At 62.8% G+C, this 21,661-nt stretch carries 22 protein-coding genes, 1 tRNA gene and 1 pseudogene; 7 read left to right on the plus strand and 17 right to left on the minus strand.

Features of this window, described 5'->3' with window-relative positions; translation table 11 throughout:
* Together IVB32_RS01675 and IVB32_RS01680 are read left to right on the plus strand one after the other, a co-directional pair.
* The coding region (locus IVB32_RS01675; RefSeq protein ID WP_247409636.1) for a phospholipase at positions 1-815 on the plus strand (815 nt) is incomplete at its 5' end.
* 82 nt (positions 816-897) lie between these two features.
* On the plus strand, positions 898-1,104 hold the full coding sequence (locus IVB32_RS01680; RefSeq protein ID WP_247372335.1) for a hypothetical protein: 207 nt from the start codon (positions 898-900) through the stop codon (positions 1,102-1,104).
* Positions 1,105-1,181: 77 nt separating this feature from the next.
* Here IVB32_RS01680 and IVB32_RS01685 read toward each other — a convergent pair whose 3' ends face one another.
* The 3 genes from IVB32_RS01685 to IVB32_RS01695 all read right to left on the minus strand — a co-directional run bounded on the left by IVB32_RS01685 (position 1,182) and on the right by IVB32_RS01695 (position 2,848).
* Positions 1,182-1,841 carry a DsbA family protein gene (locus IVB32_RS01685; protein ID WP_026232486.1) on the minus strand — a complete coding sequence of 220 codons (660 nt, stop codon included), beginning with the start codon at positions 1,839-1,841 and terminating at the stop codon, positions 1,182-1,184.
* A gap of 98 nt (positions 1,842-1,939) precedes the next feature.
* The gene (locus tag IVB32_RS01690) at positions 1,940-2,416 is read right to left on the minus strand and encodes a PaaI family thioesterase (protein WP_018453214.1); all 477 of its coding nucleotides are present in this window, start codon (positions 2,414-2,416) and stop codon (positions 1,940-1,942) included.
* 3 nt (positions 2,417-2,419) lie between these two features.
* Positions 2,420-2,848, minus strand: coding sequence for an acyl-CoA thioesterase (locus tag IVB32_RS01695; protein ID WP_018453213.1), 429 nt, complete (start codon positions 2,846-2,848; stop codon positions 2,420-2,422).
* 109 nt (positions 2,849-2,957) lie between these two features.
* Here IVB32_RS01695 and IVB32_RS01700 point away from each other — a divergent pair, with 109 nt between their 5' ends.
* The gene (locus IVB32_RS01700) at positions 2,958-3,506 is read left to right on the plus strand and encodes a TetR/AcrR family transcriptional regulator (protein WP_018453212.1); all 549 of its coding nucleotides are present in this window, start codon (positions 2,958-2,960) and stop codon (positions 3,504-3,506) included.
* A 47-nt stretch (positions 3,507-3,553) separates the two neighbouring features.
* Here IVB32_RS01700 and IVB32_RS01705 read toward each other — a convergent pair whose 3' ends face one another.
* Positions 3,554-4,045, minus strand: coding sequence for a hypothetical protein (locus IVB32_RS01705; RefSeq protein WP_085361101.1), 492 nt, complete (start codon positions 4,043-4,045; stop codon positions 3,554-3,556).
* Positions 4,046-4,247: 202 nt separating this feature from the next.
* On the opposite strand from IVB32_RS01705, the gene IVB32_RS01710 reads away from it, so the two are divergent.
* Together IVB32_RS01710 and IVB32_RS01715 are read left to right on the plus strand one after the other, a co-directional pair.
* Complete coding sequence (locus IVB32_RS01710) at positions 4,248-4,532, plus strand: PsiF family protein (RefSeq protein WP_018453210.1); 285 nt, start codon at positions 4,248-4,250, stop codon at positions 4,530-4,532.
* A 98-nt stretch (positions 4,533-4,630) separates the two neighbouring features.
* Positions 4,631-5,716 (plus strand): AbrB family transcriptional regulator, encoded by a 1,086-nt coding sequence (locus IVB32_RS01715; RefSeq protein WP_085350767.1) that lies wholly within the window; start codon positions 4,631-4,633, stop codon positions 5,714-5,716.
* A 3-nt stretch (positions 5,717-5,719) separates the two neighbouring features.
* Here the strand turns inward: IVB32_RS01715 and IVB32_RS01720 are convergent, their stop codons facing one another.
* The gene (locus IVB32_RS01720) at positions 5,720-6,259 is read right to left on the minus strand and encodes a disulfide bond formation protein B (protein WP_247372338.1); all 540 of its coding nucleotides are present in this window, start codon (positions 6,257-6,259) and stop codon (positions 5,720-5,722) included.
* 154 nt (positions 6,260-6,413) lie between these two features.
* On the opposite strand from IVB32_RS01720, the gene IVB32_RS01725 reads away from it, so the two are divergent.
* Positions 6,414-6,498: transfer RNA gene (locus IVB32_RS01725), tRNA-Leu, on the plus strand.
* A 101-nt stretch (positions 6,499-6,599) separates the two neighbouring features.
* On the opposite strand, the gene IVB32_RS01730 is transcribed toward IVB32_RS01725, so the two are convergent.
* From IVB32_RS01730 to IVB32_RS01755, 5 genes and pseudogenes are all read right to left on the minus strand, one after another.
* Positions 6,600-7,922 (minus strand): FAD-binding oxidoreductase, encoded by a 1,323-nt coding sequence (locus IVB32_RS01730; RefSeq protein ID WP_018453207.1) that lies wholly within the window; start codon positions 7,920-7,922, stop codon positions 6,600-6,602.
* Between the two features lie 345 nt (positions 7,923-8,267).
* A pseudogene (locus tag IVB32_RS01735) lies at positions 8,268-8,507 on the minus strand (cupin domain-containing protein); the annotation flags it as partial.
* 73 nt (positions 8,508-8,580) lie between these two features.
* Positions 8,581-9,594 carry a cupin domain-containing protein gene (locus IVB32_RS42945; RefSeq protein WP_346731085.1) on the minus strand — a complete coding sequence of 338 codons (1,014 nt, stop codon included), beginning with the start codon at positions 9,592-9,594 and terminating at the stop codon, positions 8,581-8,583.
* 20 nt (positions 9,595-9,614) lie between these two features.
* On the minus strand, positions 9,615-10,619 hold the full coding sequence (pdxA, locus tag IVB32_RS01750) for a 4-hydroxythreonine-4-phosphate dehydrogenase PdxA (RefSeq protein ID WP_026232485.1): 1,005 nt from the start codon (positions 10,617-10,619) through the stop codon (positions 9,615-9,617).
* Entirely contained in the window at positions 10,616-11,683 is a 1,068-nt protein-coding gene (locus tag IVB32_RS01755) for a four-carbon acid sugar kinase family protein (protein WP_026232484.1), read from the minus strand. Before IVB32_RS01755 ends, pdxA begins: the two co-directional genes overlap by 4 nt.
* 98 nt (positions 11,684-11,781) lie before the next feature.
* On the opposite strand from IVB32_RS01755, the gene IVB32_RS01760 reads away from it, so the two are divergent.
* Complete coding sequence (locus IVB32_RS01760) at positions 11,782-12,630, plus strand: LysR family transcriptional regulator (RefSeq protein WP_018453201.1); 849 nt, start codon at positions 11,782-11,784, stop codon at positions 12,628-12,630.
* A 146-nt stretch (positions 12,631-12,776) separates the two neighbouring features.
* On the opposite strand, the gene IVB32_RS01765 is transcribed toward IVB32_RS01760, so the two are convergent.
* The 7 genes from IVB32_RS01765 to IVB32_RS01795 all read right to left on the minus strand — a co-directional run bounded on the left by IVB32_RS01765 (position 12,777) and on the right by IVB32_RS01795 (position 21,604).
* Entirely contained in the window at positions 12,777-14,234 is a 1,458-nt protein-coding gene (locus IVB32_RS01765; protein ID WP_018453200.1) for an aldehyde dehydrogenase family protein, read from the minus strand.
* 83 nt (positions 14,235-14,317) lie between these two features.
* On the minus strand, positions 14,318-15,511 hold the full coding sequence (locus IVB32_RS01770) for an alanine racemase (RefSeq protein ID WP_198293338.1): 1,194 nt from the start codon (positions 15,509-15,511) through the stop codon (positions 14,318-14,320).
* Positions 15,512-15,522: 11 nt separating this feature from the next.
* A complete protein-coding gene (locus tag IVB32_RS01775; RefSeq protein ID WP_018453197.1) occupies positions 15,523-16,308 on the minus strand; it encodes a GNAT family N-acetyltransferase in 786 nt (261 codons plus the stop codon).
* A 450-nt stretch (positions 16,309-16,758) separates the two neighbouring features.
* Positions 16,759-18,186, minus strand: coding sequence for a threonine synthase (thrC, locus tag IVB32_RS01780; protein ID WP_247372340.1), 1,428 nt, complete (start codon positions 18,184-18,186; stop codon positions 16,759-16,761).
* An 87-nt stretch (positions 18,187-18,273) separates the two neighbouring features.
* Positions 18,274-19,584, minus strand: coding sequence for an FAD-binding oxidoreductase (locus IVB32_RS01785; RefSeq protein ID WP_026232480.1), 1,311 nt, complete (start codon positions 19,582-19,584; stop codon positions 18,274-18,276).
* A gap of 153 nt (positions 19,585-19,737) precedes the next feature.
* Entirely contained in the window at positions 19,738-20,616 is an 879-nt protein-coding gene (locus IVB32_RS01790; RefSeq protein WP_026232479.1) for an ABC transporter permease, read from the minus strand.
* A 37-nt stretch (positions 20,617-20,653) separates the two neighbouring features.
* A complete protein-coding gene (locus IVB32_RS01795) occupies positions 20,654-21,604 on the minus strand; it encodes an ABC transporter permease (protein ID WP_018453192.1) in 951 nt (316 codons plus the stop codon).
* Positions 21,605-21,661: the final 57 nt, after the last annotated feature.

Consider the following 21,661-nt stretch of genomic DNA (forward strand, 5'->3'; position numbering starts at 1 on the left):
AGGTCGAACGTGGCAATGGCGACCTCGTCGCGGTCTTCCGCGCACTACGTCATGTGCCGCGCGCGCAGGAGGCACTCTATCCGCTGGCCGTGCGGTTTCCGCCGGTCAGCAGTTTCTTCCTCAACGCCGCGAATCGCGAGAATGCCGACCTGTTGTCGCGGCTCGAAGCCGGCGCGGACGCGCACACCGGCATCATCCACGATCACAACGAGCCCGGCAGCCGCGGTGGCTTTTCGGTCTACGTGCCCGAATATTATACGCCCGATCGCGCCATGCCGCTGGTGATGGCGTTGCACGGCGGCAGCGGCAACGGCCGCGGTTTCCTGTGGAGCTGGCTGCGCGATGCCCGCAGTCTTGGTGCGATCCTGGTGGCGCCGACCGCGACCGGCCCAACCTGGGCGCTGATGGGTGACGATTCCGACACGCCCAACCTCATGCGCATTCTCGAAACCGTGCGCAGCCGCTGGACCATCGACGCCTCGCGCATGCTGCTCACCGGCATGAGCGACGGCGGCACCTTCTGCTATGTCACCGGCCTCGACGGCGCCTCGCCCTTCACGCATCTCGCGCCGGTGTCGGCGACCTTCCATCCGCTGAGGGTCGAAATGGCTGACGCTGCGCGTCTGCAGCGCCTGCCGATCTTCATCGCGCACGGCAAGCTCGACTGGATGTTTCCGGTGCAGACCGCGCGGCAGACGCAGGCGGCCCTCGCCGCCGCCGGCGCCGACGTCACCTATCGCGAGATCGACGACCTCAGCCACACCTATCCTCGCGAGATCAACGCGGAGCTGGTGCAGTGGCTGAATGGAGAATGAACAACCTCTCCTTCCCTGCGCCCTACTGCCGCGGAACAATCGATCCGGGCCGACGTTATCGCCCGTCATCGGAGATTTCGCCATGCGGATGTTTCTTGGAATGATTTTGGGCGCGCTGCTGCTTGCCTGCGGCGTGTATGTCTATGACTCCATGCAGACGTCGTCGGTTGCTCATGGCGAGGTCGCGACGACCAATCGCACCATCGTAAACTGGGATGTCGCCAAAGCCGATTGGGACGCGCTGCGCGATCGCGCGCTCAAGGACTGGGTCCGCATCTCCTCCAAGTAACGATGTGGTATCATGAATGAGGCGCCGTCGCGGGTCCGCGGCGGCGCCTTCGTATTGCGCGGTGAATATCGCTCGGCTCAGTTCATCTTGGCCTTGCGGGCGTCGGCGATGACCTGCTCGAACTCGTTCATGCTGAGCACGCCGGGCACGCGGTATTTGCCGACGATGAAGGACGGCGTGCCGCGGAAACCGAAGGCTTCGGCCTGCTCGTTGTTGCGCTTGAGCACGGCGTCGATGTCCTTGGCGTGATCGGCGAGATCGCGCTTCAACCGATCCATGTCGACGCCGGCCGCCGCGAGCAGTTCGTTGATGCGCGGCTCCGTCAGGCGCGAGCTGACGCCCATCATGGCGTCATGGGCCTGGTGGTATTTGTCCTGGAATTTCGCCGCCAGCGCGGTCCGCGCGGCCGTGACCGAAACCGGACCGAGAATCGGCCAGTCCTTCATCACCAGCCGGACCTTGCCGTCGTCCTGGATGACCTGACGCAACTCGGGCTCGAGCTTGCGGCAATAGGGGCAGTTATAGTCGGACCATTCGATGATGCTGATATTCCCGTCGGGATTGCCGGCCACGGGAACGTCGGGATCGCGCAGCACCTTGGCTTCGGTCAGCACCTCGTCTTCGTCGGTTGCCGCCCGCGCCGCGGTGATCCCACCGGCGACAAGGGCGCCCGCTCCAATCAGCGTCAGCGCCGCGCGCCGCGTCGGCACAAGGCTCTTATTCCTGAATCCAGCCATATCTCGTTCCATTTCGGTCCCATTTCCGTGGATACGGTCCGAGACTGGGAATTGTTACAGGTCATATAGAGTGTCGCGGCGCCGATGTCATCGCCACGCTATGCCGGTATCGGGGCCGGCGCTTGGGAAGCGGCAACGCGGGGCAGCATTGCCATCAGCGTGCCGGTCATCGTGGCGATCAACGTGACCTTGCCCTCGTGCTCGGCAAACGCCCTGGCCTCGCAAAAGGTCAGCGTGCGGCCGGGCTTGACCACCTCTGCCTTGAAGACGAAACGCTCGCCCCGTGCCGGCGCGAGCAGCGTAGTCTTGAACTCGACGGTGAGGATATCGGCCTCGCGCGGCATCAGGGTGAAGGCGGCGACACCACAGGCATTGTCGAGGCCTGCGGTAATGATGCCGGCGTGGACAAAGCCGTTCTGCTGTGTGAGGGCCGGCGAATGCAGCATGGCTAATTCAGCCTCGCCCGGCGCAAGGCGGACGATCACGATACCGAGCGTGTGCATCGCCGGCTGGCCGTCGAACATGGCGATGCCAGCCGCGCGATAGCCCGGGTTCTTCGGCTCATATGCAGCCATGGCTCAGGCCTCCGCCTTCTCGGCGAGGTGCCTCAAGGCCACCTCGCGGATGGCATCCGTGAACGGCACCGATTTGCGCTGGCTCCGGTCCATGTGCACGCCCGTGATCTCGCAGAACGCGGCGATCTCGCCGGTCTCGGCATTGGTCATGTCGTGCCGGAAGCGGATCGATTTGTCGCGGATCTCAAGCAGATGGCTGCGGATCTCGACGATGTCGCCGGCGCGCAGCTCGCGCTTATAGGTGATGTTCTGCTGCACGGCGGCCATGCCGCGGCCGGAGCCGCGCAGATAGCTCGGCGTCAGCCCGAGGCGAGCGAACAGATTCCAGTTGGCCTCGTCGAATTTGCCGACATACCACATGATGTTCATATGGCCGACGTGATCGCACTGCCATGGATAGACCGTGCCGCGATAGGTCGCCTCCTGCTCCATCGCAATTCTCCCTGGCCTTTTCTGCCTTTGATTGTCGATACGGTAGCGTATCAACCTCCTCCCGCGTTAGCAATACGGCACCGTATCAAGAATCGGCGAGGCTGCCTGCATGAGTGACGGCAAAGGCGATGTCTGGGTCGAGGCAGGGCTCACCGAGCTCGCCCGATCGGGAGTCGAGGGGGTTCGGGTCGAGGTGCTCGCCAAGAATCTGGGCGTCACCAAGGGCGGCTTCTACCGCCGCTTCGCCGACCGTGCCGCACTGCTCGGTGCCATGCTGGAACGCTGGCGCGAGGGGCGCTCAACGGCGATCGCGCAGCAAACGAGTCTCGATGGCCAAGAGCCCCGTGAACGGCTGCGGGCGGTGATCCAGCTCTATTCGGAGCGGCTCAATCCGGACGGGATGGCAATCGAGCTTGCGATCCGGCAATGGGCTCGCTCGGACGAGGGCGCCGCGGCAGCGGTGGCGAACGTGGACGCCGCGCGGCTGAAGCACGTCGCCGAACTCTATCGCGCGACCGGCCTCGATACCGAGGCAGCCGAAGCGCAGGCCTTCCTGTTCTACTGCTTCATCTTCGGCCAGAGCCTGCTGTTCGTCGAGCGCGGCCCGCGCAAGCGATCGCAGCTCGTGGCAAAATCGGCCGAGAAGCTCCTGGATTAAAGCAAGAGGCCGGAGCTTGGCTCCGGCCTCTGCGTCGTCTTGAAGCGTCAGGCGGCGCCCTTCAGCTTCTTGTTGCATTCGCTGTAATAGCCGCCGCCCTTCTCGATCCACTTCATGCCGCCATTGCCGTTGGTGGCCTTGTTGGCGTTGTACTGGTCGACGCAGGTGTGCAGGCGCCCCTTGCCGGGGGTCTCCTTGGCGTATTTCGGATCGACCGCGTTCGGATAGATCGCGGGGCCGGCCGGCAGGGTCGGGGCAGCAGCCGGGGCGGCCTCCTTCTTCGCCTGCTTCGGCTCGGCGGGAGCGGCGGGCGCAGCAGGAGCGGCCGCGGTCGGCGCAGCCGCTGGCGTCGCGTCCGCGCCGCACTGGGCCTTGCGGAAGTCATTCCACTTCGTGGTGCCGAGCGACCCGTCCTTCTTGGCGGCCTGGTATTTCGCGCTGCACTCCTGCGAGGTCAGCGCCTGCGCCGGCGCACTTGCCACCAGCGCGGCAAAGCCCGACAGCGCAACTGCACATAGCAACTTTGATTGAATGGTCATCCTTGGTCTCCTCCTTGATCTTCCCCCGAGGGAAGTGAACCGAGGATTGCTATCCTAGCGTGCCGCCCGCCCGCGACAAGGAAGCGATGGCTGCTGCCGCCAAAATATAGTGATCCTCCACGTTCCAATTATTCATGTCGCGTTCAGCAACGCCAGCCGACTTTCGCGCCCTTCGCAATTCCCGCAAGAAGAGTGCAGCACCATGACCCTCACATCTCGCCTCGCCGTCGTCGCTCTCGCCTCCCTGCTCGCCACCGGCACCGCCTTCGCGCAGACCGCCGCGCCGGCAGCAAAGACCGACACCAAAACCACAACCGCCGCCCCCATGGACAAGAAGGCACCGAAGGAGCACTCGGCCGAGTCGCTCGAATGCTCCAAGCAGGCCGACGCCAAGGGCCTGCACGGCAAGGAGCGCAAGAAATTCCGCTCCGAATGCATCAAGACCGCCAAGGCCGGCATGGCCGCGCCGGCTGCGGAGAAGAAGTAAATCCTTCCCCCCTGCTCGCGGCTTCGGCGAGAGGCGCGCGCATTGCGGTATGACGTGGCCGCAATTGTGCGCCTCTTGTTGATTTGCGATAAGGTGGTGTGAAGCAAATCACCGCCTCCCTGCCGTTCGAATGGCCGAGCCGTGCCAAGATGTTGAGCACGGTGGAAACGCTCGTCATTGGCACCGCCGGGGGCCTCGTGTTTCTGCTCGCGGGCCTTCCGGGGGGATTGATCTCGGGCTCCATGATCGCGGTAGGGATCGCCGCGATCGCCGGTCGCCAGCTGACGCTGCCGCCGATCCTGACCCAGACGGTGCTGGTGCTGCTCGGCATTTCGTTAGGATCAGTCGTCTCTCGCCACCTGCTTCAACAGGTCAGTGCCTATCCGCTCACCATCGGGCTGCTCGCGCTCGCGACCTTCTGCTCGACCTTCGGCTCCAGTTATTATCTCCAGCGCATTCACGGCTGGGACCGCACCTCGGCCTTCCTCGCCGGCAGCCCCGGCGCGCTGTCGCAGATCACGATTTTGGCGGTCGAGCGCGGCGCCGACCTGCCGGGCATCGCGGTGGTGCAGACCATGCGCGTCATCATCCTCACCGCGGCCCTGCCGATGGTGCTGGCGTTCGCCGGCGTCGCGCCCTCCGTCGCGCCATCGCTGACGACGACGATCGCCTCGCCGCTCGACCTCGTCGAGCTGGTCGCGGCCTCGCTGGCCGCGGCACTCCTCCTGCGGCTGATCAGGTTTCCGGCGAGCTGGATGTTCGGTGCGATGATCGGCTCAAGCGTGCTGCATGGCGCCGGTTGGGTCGAGGGCGGCCTGCCGGACTGGGTACGCGGCGTGGCGCTGGTCGGCATCGGCGCCCTGATCGGCAGCCGCTTCGCGCGGATGAGGATCAAGACGCTCGCCGGCCACATCAACGCGGCACTGGGCTCGTTTGCCATCGCCATCGCCGTTTCCGCGATCTTCGTCGGCATCGTGGCGCTCACCACGCAGGTGAAATTCTCCGACGTCGTGGTCGCCTACGCACCGGGCGCGATGGACGCCATGCTGGCGCTGGCCCTGACGCTGCACATCGATCCGATCTTCGTCGGCGCACATCACCTCTCGCGCTTCGTCTTCGTGACGATCGCGACGCCGGGCATTGTGCACCTGTTCGGCCGGACGCAGGACGATGTGGATGATTGAGCCTCAGCGCTTCACCGTCGCAACGAATCCCCACACGGCGATCGCAGCCATCAAGAGCGAGATCAGCACGTTGTAGCCGGCAAGCGAGAGGCCGAGGAAGCGCCACTGCACCTCGTCGCAGCGGACCACCTTCACGGTGTCGAGCCGCGACAGCAGGTCGGTGGCGCTGCCGAGATTGACGACGGGACCGGAGCAGTCGGTCGGTCCCTTCCAAAAGCCCCATTCGACGCCGGAATGATAGGTGCCGAGCCCGGCATTGGCGATGCTCGCGAGCGCAAGGATCGCCAGGCCCGCGAGCAGCAGCGGTCTCGGCGCACCGCCCCGCGCCGCGAGTGCGATGAGCAGGCCGAGCGGGATCACGAGGTAATAGGCGTAGCGCTGCTCCAGGCAGAGCGGACAGGGCACAATCCCGAGCACCAGCTGGAAGAACCAGGCGCCCGCGATGGTCGCGGCTGCCGTCAGCGCGACCGCGAGCGAAGCGGCCAGCGCAGGGGTCGTGGCCGCCGGTTTGAACGCAGGTATTGCGGCACTCTGGGTTGTCACGGCAGCCTCCTTTCGATGGGTCGCTTTCCAAGGCTGTAACCCCGGCTCATGCGGCTGTCGAGAACGGCCCGGATCACTTTGGCGCGGGTTGACCCCGCTTGGTCCATGGCTATAGTCCGCCGGCTTCGCGACGCCCGCCTAGGGCCGACCGAGGGCCCCTGTGGCGGAACTGGTAGACGCGCTCGACTCAAAATCGAGTTCCGCAAGGAGTGCTGGTTCGATTCCGGCCAGGGGCACCAACTAGGCTGTTCAAGCCCGTTCTAAATCGTCCGCAACCATCCGCAGTACTCCAAACCTGGCGTTGCTCGGTACGCGTCAGGCCCGACTTCCGGCTCGATCTTCAGATGGCCGAGATGTCCAGCTTCGAGCCATCGGTCAGACGCGACAGCCGGAACGGTGCGGGATCGACGCAAGGAGTGTCGTTGACGAGAAGCTGTGCGGCCAGATAGCCAAGGCCCGGGCCCAAACCGAAGCCGTGACCCGAGCAGCCCGCTGCGAGGACGAGGCCTTCCACCCGGTCCACCTTCGACACGACAGGCACTGCATCCGGCGTGCAATCGACGAAGCCGCCCCAAGCGCTACCGAGCTTTATTTCGCCGAGTTGGGGGAAGGTTTTCCGGACACTCGCCACCACTTGGCTCACCAGCCATTTCAAGGGCGGAGGATCCAGCACGCGATTCTGTTCGAAGATCCGATCGTCGTTGGTCAGCAGCGCCGTCATTGAATCCGGCCCCGAAACGAACGATTGGCCGACGCCAATCCTGACGTTCTTCAGGCGACGCAAGAACTGCGGCATGAATTCCCGGCTGTACCGGATAGCCTGGGGCGTGATTTCGAGGTTCGCCTTGCCGCTGATCGCAAGCGTATAGCTGCCGTCCAGTCGACGCGTGATCGTGCAGTAGGGTGTGGAGACCGCCTCGCCTATGTTGATTGTCGGGGTGGAACGCAGCGCGGTCTGACGGATGCTCGCTTGGGGAAAACTGATCCCGAGCGGCCGAAGGAAGCGCGAGGACCAGGCGCCGGCGGCGCAAAGCACCGCGCTGGTTCTGATATAGCCCTTCTCCGTGTGCACGCCTGCAATCTTGCCATTGGCCAAGTCGAGCGCCCGCGCGGCGCATCCCTGGTGGATCGTGGCGCCCAGAATTCTGGCCCCTTCGGCGATAGCCGGCGCGGCGAGCGCAGGTTCGGCCTTGCCGTCCCGAGCCGAATAGGTCCCGCCGACCCATTTGTCGCGCGCTTCGGGGACGCGCTCGGCCACCTCCGCCCGGCTCAGCACGCGGGTGTCGACGTCGTACTCCCTGGCGACCTCGCGCCACCTTTCCCAGCCGGCGAGCACAGCCTCGTCGTGGGTCGCATAGACGAGTCCGCAGCGCCGAAATCCGAGGTCCCGATTGATATCGCGCGTGAGCTCGTCCCACAGCCGCATAGAGATCACCGAGAGTGGCAGTTCGCGGCGATCGCGGTTCTGCTGCCGGCACCAACCCCAGTTTCGGCTCGATTGTTCACAGGCGACGTGACCCTTCTCGAGGAGCGCCACAGAGAGGCCGCGCTTCGCCAGGTAATAGGCGGCCGTAGCGCCGAGGATACCGCCGCCGACTATGACGACATCGGCCTCGGCCGGGAGACGCTCATCGCTGTGAATGCGCTCGACATGGGGCGACATGTTCCAACGAACCTCGGCTGCCAAGAACGCGGAAGCAAAATTCCGATCAACCCTTCATCGCATCAGGCGCCCGATAGAATGTGCTGAAATCATCTAGGACTTCGCAAGATGTTCGGGTTTTTGAGCGCTTGAGCGATACGAGCTGCTCAAGCGCGATCGTCCCAGTTCGGCGCAACGGCGGCGCGACCTGCTTGTCCACGGAGACTGGACCGCTTTTCGATGCCCCAGAAAAATGGACCCAGACCGTCGCGATTGGCTCGGCGACACCGGGACGAGTGATGTCCTGAACCACGAGCGTCGAGAAGGCACCAGCGCGGCGGCAAAGCCCATTTCGGCGCCCGAAGTCATCTTCCGCACTGTCTCGATCGTCTTCCATACGCCGACATAGCCGGGTTTCATCACAAAGCTGTCGCCGGCGCGGAAAATGCGAGGCTCCTTGCCTTCCTCGGTCAGCTCCACCACGCCGGAAAGGATGTGGCAGTACTCAAAGGTCTCGCCCTTGATCGAGCGGTTCTCGCCAGGCGTGGCTTCCCAGACTCCGGTCTTCACCGAGTCGGCGCGGGAGGAGTCCTGCTCCCAGGTCCTGAGGTCATCGAGGCCGGACCGGCGAAGGCCGGTCGACGGCGTCAAGCGTTTGCTCCGATCGCAGGCAGACGGTCTAGCCTTCGAGGTCGTGAGCGGTGCCGGCATCCATGGATGTGCCGGGTTCGAGCAGCACGACCTCGCAGACGTCGTCCAGCGCGACAGGGCAATGCTCTACCCCATGCGGGACCACGATGAACTCGCCTTGCTCGATGATCTCGTCCCGATCACGAAACTTCATCAGCAGGCGGCCTTTGTGCACCAGGAAGAGTTCGTCACCGCTCCTGTGAAAGCGCCAGGCGAACTCGCCCGCGAACTTGGCGAGCTTGATCTGCATGTCGTTAATCTGACCCGCGATCTTCGGAGACCAAGTCTCCTTGAGCTGCCCGAACGAGCTGGCCAGGTTCTTCTTGTGGAGCGGCGAGAGATGCCGGTTCAGAGCGGCCACGTCACGGATGATGGCCCCAAGCTGGCGAGCGACGTCCTTGTCGTCGGCCGGATACTTGCCGTCCAACGCGGCCGTGCCGATAGTGAAGCCGGCGGCTCCTGCGTCCTTCAGGATGGCGATCCGCTCAGGCGTATCAATCGAGCCGGCCACATAGACGGGCTTGGGCACCGCCGCGCACACCGCCTTGATGAGGGCCGGGACGTCTTCCTTGGAGCGATAGGCGAGCAGGTCGAGGCCATACACGCCCTCCCGCACGGCGAGCGCCTGGGCGCTCTCAACGATCTCCTCGATGCTCCCTTCGAGCACGCTCGGATGACCGGTGATGCGACCCGGGAAGGGGCAGTATTGAATGCCGGTGCCAGCAAGGATCGGCAACACGTCGTCAACATGTGTGCCGCCGAGCAAGACGTTGACGCCGATTTCAACCGCCGCTTTCGCCGAAACGATCTCACTTTGCCGGTCGAGTGAGACGACTTCGAGATAGGAGGTGGCGCCGTCTGCCTTGATGACCCGGTTGAGAACTTTGAGTCGATCAATCGGCAGGCCGATGTCCTTGAAACCGATGTGGCGAACGCCAAGCCTCAGGGCGGTCTTGAGTTGTTCAGAGGCGTCCCCGACGGTGCGATCGTTGCGCGTGAGCATGAAGATAAAGCGAAGGCCCATTAGACTACCCCTTCTTTGGTCTTAATTTGCGCGGCGACGAGCCTTCGCGCGTAAGCCAGCGCGGTCTCGAGACTGCCGGTGTCGGCGATGCCTCGACCCGCAATGTCGAATGCCGTGCCGTGATCAGGGCTTGTACGGACGAACGGCAGGCCGAGCGTGATGTTCACACCCTTTTCGAGGCCGAGATATTTCACCGGAATTAGGCCCTGATCGTGATATTGGGCCACGACCACATCGAAGCGGCCCTTGCGGGCCTGCATGTAGACAGTGTCCCCGGGCCAGGGGCCACTGGCGTCGATGCCCTCGGCGCGGGCCGCTTCGATCGCAGGCCGGATGATCTGGATTTCTTCGTCGCCGAAGAGACCACCTTCGCCGGCATGGGGGTTGAGCCCTGCCACTGCAATGCGCGGCGCCGCGATCCCGAGGGCCTTGCCGCCCTCATTTGCGAGCCGGATCGCCGACATCTGGGCATCGAAATCCGCTTGGTCGATGGCTTTGCGCAGCGACATGTGGATGGTGACGAGAACCGTGCGGATATCATCGTTGGCCAGCATCATCGCAACGCGCTCCGCACCACCATAGTCGGCGAGGATTTCGGTGTGCCCGGGATAGCGAATGCCCGCGCTTGCCATCGCTTCCTTGTTGATCGGTGCGGTGACGATGCCGCTGACCTTGCCGGCCTTGGCTGCCGCGACGGCGGCGACGATGGCATCGAAGGAAGCTTGGCCGGACATGGCGCTGACGCTCCCGAGCGGAGGCGGCGCGATGATTTGCGTCGCCTCGACGACTTCGATGGACCGCGGCTCAGAGCGCGCCTCTTCAGGTCGGGCGATACGCCTGACCGTCAGCTCGAGACCCAGACGATGGACGATATTCTCCATCACGACGTAGCTGCCGAATACGACCGTGCCTTCGCCGGCTTTGGCCAATGTCTTCGCCACGATCTCCGGGCCGATGCCGGAGGCATCGCCCATTGTGACGGCGAGGGGAGCGGATTGGGTCATGATACAACCAGTTCTGATACCGAGGTGCCAAGGCGGAGCCGCGTGATCGCACGACGCAGCGTATCGTCGTCGCCAAAGCCGCCTGCCTTCATGGCGATCAGCAGCTCTCGTCCATCTCCGAGGGACGTGCGGCCAAGCGGAAAGCCTGGCTCGAGCTCTTGCAGGATCTCGAACTCATAAATGTCCAGGCCGTCCAGAATCGCCTCCATGGTGTCCCCGCCTGTGGCGATCACCATATCGAAACGCTCGTCGGCCAGCCGTCGAGCCGCATTTTGAGCAATGTCGCGCAGGACGGATCCGGGATCATTCATCCGTTCGATCGGAGCCTGCAGCAGAGCGATTCCAGGCTCCATTGCGATGCAGTCGGCCTGACGATGGCTGCGCGGATTGGCGCTGCCGATCGCAACAAGAATGTCGCCACTAACCGCGGCGGTCACGTCCGACGCAACCGCAAGCGGCGCAAGACGCTTCGCCAGGGCAAGGGCCATGCCCGGAGAGCCCACCCATAGGATCGACTCCGGATCCGGCAGGGCCGCAACTTGTTTGTCGAGATCGGCCTGTGTTGCAGCATCAAGGATGACGACGCTTCCGATGGAGGCCGGAACGAGCTCAGCCAGCCGAGAATGTCGCGCCGGATGGACGGGGTCGCGACCGTATTCGGTCTCCGTTACAGGAATGCCGTCCACAAGCTGAACGCCGTCGACGGTTGTACGCCCAGCGCCAGGGAACGCAGGTGCAAAGACCAGCATCTTGCGGCCGCTTACGGTGAAGGCCGCTTCCATCTCGGCCGTCACGTGCCCGCGAAGAGTCGAGTCGACGGTCTTGTAGAGGACAACCCGCGAAGCGAGCTGCTCGGCAAGTTCTGACTGCCGCCGCGCCGCTTGCGAAACCGGCACTGATCTAGATCCGCTATCAACGGCGACAATCGTGGCCTCCTGGTGCGGCAGCCGGCGTCGGCCGACAACGGCTCGCAAACCGCGCTCGACAAACGGACCGGCCCCATCGGCGGCGCTGGTCAGGTCGTCGGCTAGGATACCGATTGTGTATTCGCCATTGGTTCGCATGGATCAATTATGCTAAGCAAATTCAACATAAAAAGCGATATTTTTTGCGCTACATTGGTGATATGAGATCACCAATGAGGCGATCAGAAATACCTTCATTGGACGACTTGCGTGCGTTCGAGACCGCTGCGCGGCTGGGGTCGGTTCGGCTTGCCGCGAACAGCCTTGCCTTGACCCATGGGGCTGTGAGTCGCCGTATCACCAAACTGTCGGAAGACCTTGGCTTCAAACTCTTCGAAAAAAGCGGACGTGGCTTGAGTCTCACTGCCTCTGGAGAAGTGCTCAACCTCACACTCGGCCGTTTCTTCACCGAGCTGGCGACAACCGTTGAGAGCTTGCGTGCTGCCAACGCACAGCAGAACTCCCTCGTTCTCTCATGCGAGCCTTCAGTCGCTATGCGCTGGCTTATTCCACGGCTTGCAAGCTTTCAGGCCGTCCATCCCGACATCGCTCTACATCTGTCAGTCGCCGGCGGCCCCGTCGAGTTTCGCCGCGATCGGATCGATCTGGCTATACGTCGGCTCGACTTTGCGCTCCCAGAGGCGTGGCACGTCCGGCGCCTTTTTCCTGAAAGGGTAGGACCGGTCATGAGCCCTCAGCTCGCAGCGGTGTTTGCCTCAGGAAACTACATCGCCCTAGGTTCGAAGACTCGGGCGGACGCTTGGTCGCGATGGCTTTCCACCCACCCGTCGGTGCGGCGCCCCGCGGAGATACGCTTCTACGATCACCACTTCCTCATCGTCGAAGCAGCATTGGCGGGATTGGGCGTTGCCCTCAGCCCGCGGGTCCTTGCAACGGACGACGTAGATAGAGGGCGGCTCATCGCACCTGCCGGTTTCGATCCGGACGAAAGCCACTATGGCCTCATCTGGGCGGGAGAAACTGAACTGTCTGGGAAAGCGAACTATCTTGCTTCATGGCTGCAGGAACAGTGCAATCTGATCTAATGATTCAACTTCGCGCTCCTCAAGGGCTCGGCGCTATCAGGCGTTGAACCCGACTTGAGAAGGTGTTCGTCGATTCGACGCGTGTGCGATCACCGCCGGAAACACTTCCGCGTCAGCGGAAGCCGATTCGCTTTCCGAGATGAATTTCATCGATAGAATCCGAGAACGGCCTTGGTCTCGAGATATTCTTCCATGCCCTCGCGGCCGTATTCCCTGCCGTTTCCGGAACGCTTGTATCCGCCAAAAGGTGCGTTCGGGTCCCAGTCGGGATAGTTGAGATGAACTTGACCAGACCGGATCTGCCCGGCGACCGCCTGCATCGTTTCAATATCCGTGCCCTGCACATGCGCGCCGAGGCCGTAGACGGTATCGTTGGCAATCTCGACCGCCTCGTCGACCCTATCGTAGGGAATGATCGACAGCACCGGGCCGAAGATCTCCTCCTGCGCAATTCTCATGTCGCGATTGACGTTCGAGAAGATGGTCGGCCGCGCATAGAGGCCGACCTGAAGGTCGTTGGGCCGCCCCGGCCCGCCAATGACAAGCTTGGCGCCTTCCTCCAGGCCGATGCCGATCATGGCCTGGATACGCTCGAACTGCGGCGGGTTGGCGATCGGACCATGGGTCGTGCTTTCCGCAAGCGGATCGCCGACCACCAATTCAGAAGCGGCCGCCGCCGCCAGGATCTCGACCTTTGCCATCTGTGAGCGGGACACAAGCATACGCGTCGGTGCGCTGCAGGATTGGCCGAGATTGCGGAAGGCGGCGGCGACACCGAGCGGAACAGCCCGGCTCAAATCCGCATCCGGCAAGATGATGTTCGGTGACTTGCCGCCGAGCTCCTGTGCGACGCGCTTGACGGTGGGCGCCGCTGCTTGCGCGACGAGAACGCCTGCCCGCGTCGAGCCGGTGATCGAGATCATGTCGACTTGCGGATGCGACGCCAGACCGGTCCCCACGACTGGACCTGTCCCGTTGACGAGGTTGAAGACGCCGGGCGGACAGCCGGCATCGTCCATCACCTTGGCGAACAACAGGGCACTCAGCGGCGAAAGTTCGCTCGGCTTCAACACCACCGTGCAGCCAGCTGCCAGCGCCGGAGCGACCTTGGCCGTAATCTGGTAGAGGGGCCAATTCCAGGGGGTGATAAGACCACAGACGCCGATTGCCTCGCGCATAATCGCGGTGCTGCCGCGCGTGGCGATGAACGGATAGGTCGCGAGATTGTCACGCGCGACGCGGATATGTTCGGCAGCGAGCGGCACCTGGGCGCGGCGCGCGTAAGTGATGGCGGCCCCCATCTCGCACGTGATGGCCTGCGCAAACAGCTCCAGTCTATCGAGAAGCAAACCGTGAACCCGGTCGAGCAGCGCCGCCCGCTCGGCAGCCGGCTTACGGGACCAGCCGGTAAAGGCTTTTCTCGCGGCTACGACCGCGCAGTCTACATCCTCGTCATCGCCGAGCGCGATTTCTGCGACCGGCTGCTCGATCGCCGGATTGACGACGATCGCCGTCGCCAACCCTGTCGGCTTCCGCCATTCTCCGTCGATGTAAAATTTGCCGAGGAAGCCGGCTTCCGTCAGGTGTCGAACGGCCGAGGTCATTGGAAGCGATCCTTGATCCGGTAATAGACGCCGACCAGCGGAAGCTGGGCATGCGCAAATCGCCGCCCGATTCTGTTTCAGATCTACCAGCCGCGCATCCGCGGCCACTGAGCTTCGATTGCGTCACTTCCCGCCGAGATGACATTGTAAAGTTCGTGCTGTGACGCCGTCGCGCAGGCATGATTGGGCAGAATCCTGACCTTCGCGCCGATCGGGATATGCGGGAGGGCTGCAGCCGATCTGGACCTTATGGCGAGGATGCCGTGCTCCTGGCTCGCCTGCGCGACGATCAGATTCGGATAGAGTTGGCCGGACAGATCGCAGACGAGACCGTAACCTTGGTCGACCCGCTGCGCCGCGGTGCCGCGATCACGTGACAGTGCCATCCAGCCCGCATCGACCAAAATCCATCCCTTCTCCGGCTTCGTGCCGATGACGGTGGCGAGAACCGAGATCGCGATGTCGTCGGTCGTGCAGACACCGACGCCGTGCATCACCAGATCGAAGAACATGTAGACGCCGGCCCGCATCTCCGTGACGCCGGTCAGGCCTTCGGCGAAATGGGCGGTCGGCGTCGAACCGACACTTACGACCGGGCATTCATGCCCCGCCGCCCGCAATGTCTCCGCGGCCGCCACGGCCACGGCCCTTTCGTTCTCTGCGGCCGCGACGAGGGCATCGGACGAGCAAAGGCTGTAGGATTCGCCGGCATGGGTGAGAATGCCGGCGAGCGTGACGCCGGCCTCGGCCAGGGCCGCCGCGACGGCGATGAGCTTGGGATCGGTGGCGGTCAGCCCGCCGCGATGGCCGTCGCAGTCGATCTCGATGAAGGCGGAGGGCGTCACGCCGGCGGCACGCGCTGCCGTGCCCAACATCGCCGCCTGTTCAGGCGAATCGAGCAGCACCTTAAGGTCAACGCCGGCTTTGCGGAGACGCATCGCCCTTTCAGCGGTGTGCGGTGCCACGCCGACGGCATATGTCACGTCACGGAAACCGTACTGCGCGAAGTACTCAGCCTCCGCCAAGGTGGAGACCGTGATCGGCCCCGGCCCGGAGGGATAGGCGCGCTGGGCAACCTCGATGGATTTCGCGGTTTTCATATGGGGGCGCAGCACGACGCCAGCCGCGGCCATACGAGAGGACAGACGGGCGAGATTGCGATCCAGCCGGTCTTTGTCGAGCAGGAGGGCCGGCGTCGCCAGTGCGCCGACCGTCGCGGTTATCTCGCGTGGCGCGGCGTTCTGGCTATCCGTCCGGCGCATATCGGGGCGTTGCATCTCAAGGTCTCCTAGCCGAACGACTGGTTGGCGACCGCGAACGTGCGCGCCGGCCCGGTCCATGGCATCTGCGTCCCCAAGACCATGGTGGTGGCGTCGCTGACCTTCTGCAGGCCGATGTTTCCAAGCCAGTCACCGAGTTGCGAGGAGGCGGAGGTGTCGATCCGGACGAAAACACTCCCGAGGGGCGCGAGCGCGGCCTCGATCAATGCGCGCGCATCGGTCGGGCTTTCGGCGATCACAGGGCCGATGACATGCCCGCGGCCGAAGAGACGGGAAATGGCGTAGCCGCGGGGTATGCCGTCACGCAGCAGGACATAGCCGCAACCGACCTCGATCAGCCGGTTCAGCATCTCGCGTCTCATCCAGCCGGTGGCCTCGTGATCGAGACCGACTATGGCCTCGAAGTCCGACGGAACCATCGCTCTGACGTTTCCGACCGGCGGCATGTCGCGGCCCTGGCCAGGAACGCCATGATGCTGGTGCAGCATGCCGATGCTGGCGAAGCCGCGGCGTGCGTAAAGCGCAAGGCCTTCGGCGGTCGAATTCAGCGTGACGATTCGTGGTCGTGCCGCCGCGAGCAGCGCGTCCATCAGCCGGGCCCCGTACCCCCGTCCCTGAACGGCTTTCGAGACGATGACCATTCCGGCGGAAGCATGGGTGTCGCCGTAAGGCCACCACAGCGCGGTCCCCACCACAGCACCCGCACTCGTCACCACGAAACCGCGGCCAAGCTGCAGCGCAAATTCCCAATCCTTGAGCAGATACGGCCAAGACATCTCCTGCGAGAGCTTCAAGGCACCTTTCAGATGCGCTCTCGCGAAAGGGACTAGGGCCACGTCTTCAATCTCGCGTTCTCCGGCTTGGGTAGCTTCGGTTGCCATGATGCGTCGACGTCTCATGCTTGGGTTAGCGGACTAATCGTCAGTGCCTGACACGGCGAGGTCCATCTGACGATGTTCCCGCGAATTGCAGCGTATCTTGGCTGCGACAGCATTACGCGATCAGGCTGACGCAGAGTTCGGCAGGGAATTGCATTGATGATCCGATAGAAGGGACGATGTACTGTCAGCGTCTCGCCACGCCGCAGCGCGATCCCGTTCCGGCATCCGATGGCCCGGAACGATACCGGGCATCAACCGCGGATCGCTCCGATAGCGCGCTTGAACGAACGCTGCGACCTCGTCGGGTGACAGCACCGTAAATACAGCCACGGCTGAAACACTCTTCGATCCGGAATCGACCCTTCAACAGGTTGCACCCTGCGTGATGTCCGCAATGTAGTTCTTTATAGCTTGTGCATTCGGGGGAAGGACTTTGACTCGCCTCGGCAGCCCTTCTAGTCCATCGAACCGTTGCGGACGATCTGGTTGCCGGCCTAACGCTTCCTTGATCGTCGTAGCGAATTTGATTGGCTGTGCAGTTTCGAGCACAAGCATCGGCGTCTCGGGGCTCGCATGCATGCGCCCGACCGTCACACCATCCGCAGTGTGAGGATCGATCATTGTGTTGTAGCGCTCCCACGTGTCACGGATCGTCGCCAGTCGATCGGCATGAGTGCTCCTGCCGCTGCGGAATCCGAAACGCGCCGCCGCCGTTACGAAGCTGGGATCACCGCTGAGGTCAAACGAACCGCATTCCCAAAGTTGGTTCTCAAACAGCGATTTCGTCCGACGGGCGTCGCGACCGAGCAAGTCGAACACGAAACGCTCGAGATTTGACGCCTTGAAGATGTCCATGGAAGGACTCGATGTTTCAAGCGTGTCAGCTCGGCTTCTGACGCGATAAATGCCGCTGCGGAAAAACTCGTCGAGCACGTCGTTTTCGTTGGTCGCAAGGACGAGACGGGATATTGGAAGTCCCATCATGCGCGCAACATGACCAGCGCAGATGTTTCCGAAGTTTCCTGAAGGCACGGAAAAGTCAACGCCTGCTGACCTCCCTTCGGAGACTTGAAAATAGCCGGAGAAGTAATAGACGACCTGCGCGACCAGTCGGGCCCAGTTGATCGAATTCACCGCACCTATCTTATATCGTCGTTTGAATTCCAGATCGCTGGACACACATTTGACGATGTCTTGGCAGTCGTCGAACACGCCATCTATGGCGATGTTGTGGATGTTGTCGTCCTGCAGGCTGAACATCTGAGCTTGCTGAAAGGAGCTCATCCGTCCGAGGGGCGACATCATGAAGACCCGCACCCCTTTCTTGCCGCGCATTGCGTATTCCGCAGCGCTCCCGGTGTCGCCACTGGTCGCCCCAAGAATGTTCAATTCGTCGTGCCGCCGTGCCAGTTCGTACTCGAGCAGATTGCCGAGCAACTGCATGGCCACGTCCTTGAACGCCAGCGTAGGACCGTTCGACAATTCCTGGAGGTAAAGCCGCGTCTCGAGCTTTCGAAGCGGAACGATGCTCGAGGTTCCAAAGATCTCGGGCGTGTAGGTCTTTTCGCAGATTGCCTTCAGGTCAGCGGGCGGAATATCGCTGACGTAGAGCGACAGGACCTCGAAGGCCAGGCTGGGATAGGACAAGGCACGCCACGCATCCAATGTAGCGGCGTCCACACGCGGGTAGGTCTCAGGTACGTACAGCCCGCCATCCTCGGCGAGGCCTTCAAGCAATGTTTCGCAGAACTGTCTGCGACCTGAATGTCCGCGCGTGGATACGTAGTGCATCGATGCTCTTCTTTCGAGAGGCGGCAGTGCCGCCAGCTCCATGACCTGAGTTGTACCTTTGGGAATGCCCGATGGAGTTTCCAGCCGTCAGCGGCGGTCGCGCCACAGCGCAAAACGATCCTGCATCCGATATCCCCAGATCATGGCGGGCATGAACCAGGGATCGCCACGATAGAGCGGGATGGAGTCCGGCGGACGGAAGTCAAAGGCGGTGCGCGCCCGTTCGTGGTTTCCGATCAGCTTGTGGGCCGCGTGCATCCCGATCCAAGGCGCCCAGACGACGCCTGAACCGCAGAAGCCAGTGGCATAAACCACACCGTCCTCTTCGAAGATGCGCGGGAGCATGTCGCGATTCATCGCCACATTGCCGAACCAGCTGTGCGAAAGGTGAACATTCTCGAGTTCGGGGAAAAGGTTCACCAACCCCTTGCGCAGCAGGAGCTTTGGAGCCACCGGGTTACCGACACGAGAGCTGTCGCGCCCCCCTAACAGGATACGTTTGCCGTCGGGCGATGGGCGGTAATAGAACCCGACCTGGCGGTTCTCGGTCATCATCATGCGTTTGGGCATCAGCCGCGCCATGACGTCAGGTGCGAGCTCCTCGGTTGCAATGATCCGGCTGCGAACCGGGACCAGCCTGCGGCGCAGGAAGGGAACGGCGCTATCAGTATAGCCATTCGTGCAAACCAGCACCTGACGCGCCTGCACCGAACCGGCCGAGGTCACGATACGGAATCCGGAACCATCTCTCTCGATGGAGATGACGGGCGTATCCGCATGAACCGCGACGCCCGAAGCGAGCGCCACGCGAAGCAGTTCAGCGTGAAACTTCGCCGGTTGTAGCCCTCCGATATCCATCCGGACTGTTCCACCCCGGTAGACATCGGTGCCGATGTAGCTGTGCTGCTCGGCATAAGGTACGGCGTGAGACTCGATCCGCAGCCTCTTCGCTAATACTTCCGCGCTACGCGCCATCGTGTCGTACTGCTCATATCCGAACGCGCCCTTGAACTGCCCGACCAGCTGGAAATCGCAGGCAAGCCCCTCGGTCTTGATGAAATCGTAAAGGAACTCGCGGGCGATCTTGCCTTCCGCCTCGATTGCCAGCGCCTTGTCTGCGCCGAAGCGTCGGGAGATCGCGGCGTAATCCGGCCGTATGCTCGCGCTGGTTATTCCACCGTTGCGCGTCGAGGCTCCCTCGCCCGGACTCATCGCGTCAAAGGCCGCAACCGAGCGTCCCTCGCGCGCCAGCACCAGCCCGGCCGAAAGAGAGGCATAGCCAGCGCCCACGATCAGCACGTCAAGTTTCTTGGGAAGAGTCTGTTGAGGCAGCGACCTAAGTGGTGCGGCTTCCCACCAATAGGGCGTGTCCTTCTCTGCGGCTCTGGGCTCGTGCATGTCGCTGACTTCTCGTGTGTTAAAAGTGGCCTTGGATTACTGACAAGACGGATTCTGATCAGCCAACGCGATGCTTGCGACGTCTACGCTATCAAGAGGTTCTGCTGGATAGCCTTCAACGCTGTCCGCTGCCTGCCACCTGGGCTCAAGCCGTCAAATGTGGTCATCTCTAACGTCAAGCGCATCGCGCAGCCCGTCGCCGATGAAGTTGAAGCTGGTCACTGCGATCGTAATCGCAGCGCCTGGAATGATGGCAAGCCAGGGAGCGCTGGCCAGATATTGCTGGGCGCCGTTGAGCAGATTGCCCCAGCTGGGCAGCGGTGGTTGGATGCCGTAACCAAGGAAACTGATATAGGCCTCCAGAAGAATCGCACGGGCGACGGTGAGGCTTGCGGCCACGATGATCGGACCCGTGGCATTGGGCAGAATTTCGCGAAGCATGATGTGCCTGCCGCTCAGACCGACCATGCGCGCGGCCTGGACAAACTCGCGCTCGCGCAGCGAACGGACCTCGGCTTCGACGATCCTGGCAACCTCCATCCAGCTCGTGACAGCAATGATGACAGTGATCATCATCGGGCTGGGCCGGAGCGTCGCGGCCAACGCCAGCACGAGGAAAATCGAGGGGAAGGAAAGAAAGCCATCCACCGTGCGCATCAGCGCGGCTCCGATCCAGCCCCCGCGATAGCCTGCGGTCACGCCGACGAGCGTTCCGATCAGCGTTGACAACAACATCGCGGAGAATCCCACCAGTAGCGAGACACGCCCGGCCATCAAGAGTCGCACGGCCAAGTCTCGCCCCAACGGGTCGGTGCCGAAATAATGATGACCGCTCAAGGGAGGAGCAAAGCGGGCGCGCAGATCTATATAGAGCGAATCGTAAGGCAAGGCGTAGGGGCCCACGACGCACGCCAACACGAGCAGGGCGATCATCGCGAACCCGAGCAGCGCCAGATGGTGTCGCATGAACCGGCGCACCCCGCGGCTGTGCCACCAGCGAATTGGAGGGAGGTGGGCGGAGATGTCAGTCATAACGGGGGACTCCTGTTGACGGCACGAACCGGCGTCTTCAGCTGAGACGAATGCGCGGATCGACGAGTGCGACAAGGATGTCTGCGACGAGATTGCCCAGCACGACAAGGATGGCTGAGAATATCAACAGCCCCATGACCATCGGATAGTCACTGTAGCCGAGGCTGTCGAGAAACAGCCGCCCCATTCCCGGCCAGGTAAAGATGGTCTCAGTGACCAACGCGCCGGTCAGAATGCTCGGCAACTGCACCCCAGCCAGGGTGATCATCGGCAACAGCGCATTGCCGACGACATGCTTCAGCAGGATGCGGCGCTCACTTAGGCCCTTGGCACGAGCCGTCTTGACGAAATCCTGGCTCAGCGCATCAAGGGTCGCGGTGCGCATGTAGCGGCTCCAGACCGCGACATGGACCAGCGACAACACCAAGCTTGGCAAGATCAGGTGATGCAAGTAGTCCAGCACCGATCCGTCGCCGATCGTGTACATGTTCCCTGCAGGCACCCAACCGAGCTTCAACGTGAAGATATAGATGCCGACGAGGCCGAACCAGAAGGTCGGGACCGACAGCGCGACCATGGCGCCAATCGTCGCGCAATAATCGAACAGGGAATAGCGGTGGGTGGCACCGCGGATCCCGATCCAGGAACCAAGGGCGATGGCCAGTGCCGTGGAAGTCCCCATCAGCAGCAGCGTAGCGAAGAGGTGACGCCCAATCACCGCCAGCACCGGCGTTCCGTCGCGGAAAGAGTGACCCCAGTCGCCCTGAACCAACCGCCAGGCCCAATCAAAATACTGAATCCACAACGGCCGGTTCAGCCCGAGCTGCTCTGCCAGTCGCTCAATGTCCTTCTGGGTCATGCCGGGATCCAGCCCGAACTGCGCGAGAGGACCGCCCGGCATGAAGTTGAGCACCGTGAAGCCGATGATCGAGACGATCACCAACAGCACGATGCTTTGCGAAAAGCGATTAAGCAGGAACCCGGGCATTCGAGTCTCCATGTTAGCTTGACAGCGCCTAGGCGCCGCCCTGCGCCTATACGGGCC

This window comes from Bradyrhizobium sp. 23, from assembly GCF_023073295.1.
Classification (GTDB): Bacteria; Pseudomonadota; Alphaproteobacteria; order Rhizobiales; family Xanthobacteraceae; genus Bradyrhizobium; species Bradyrhizobium canariense_D.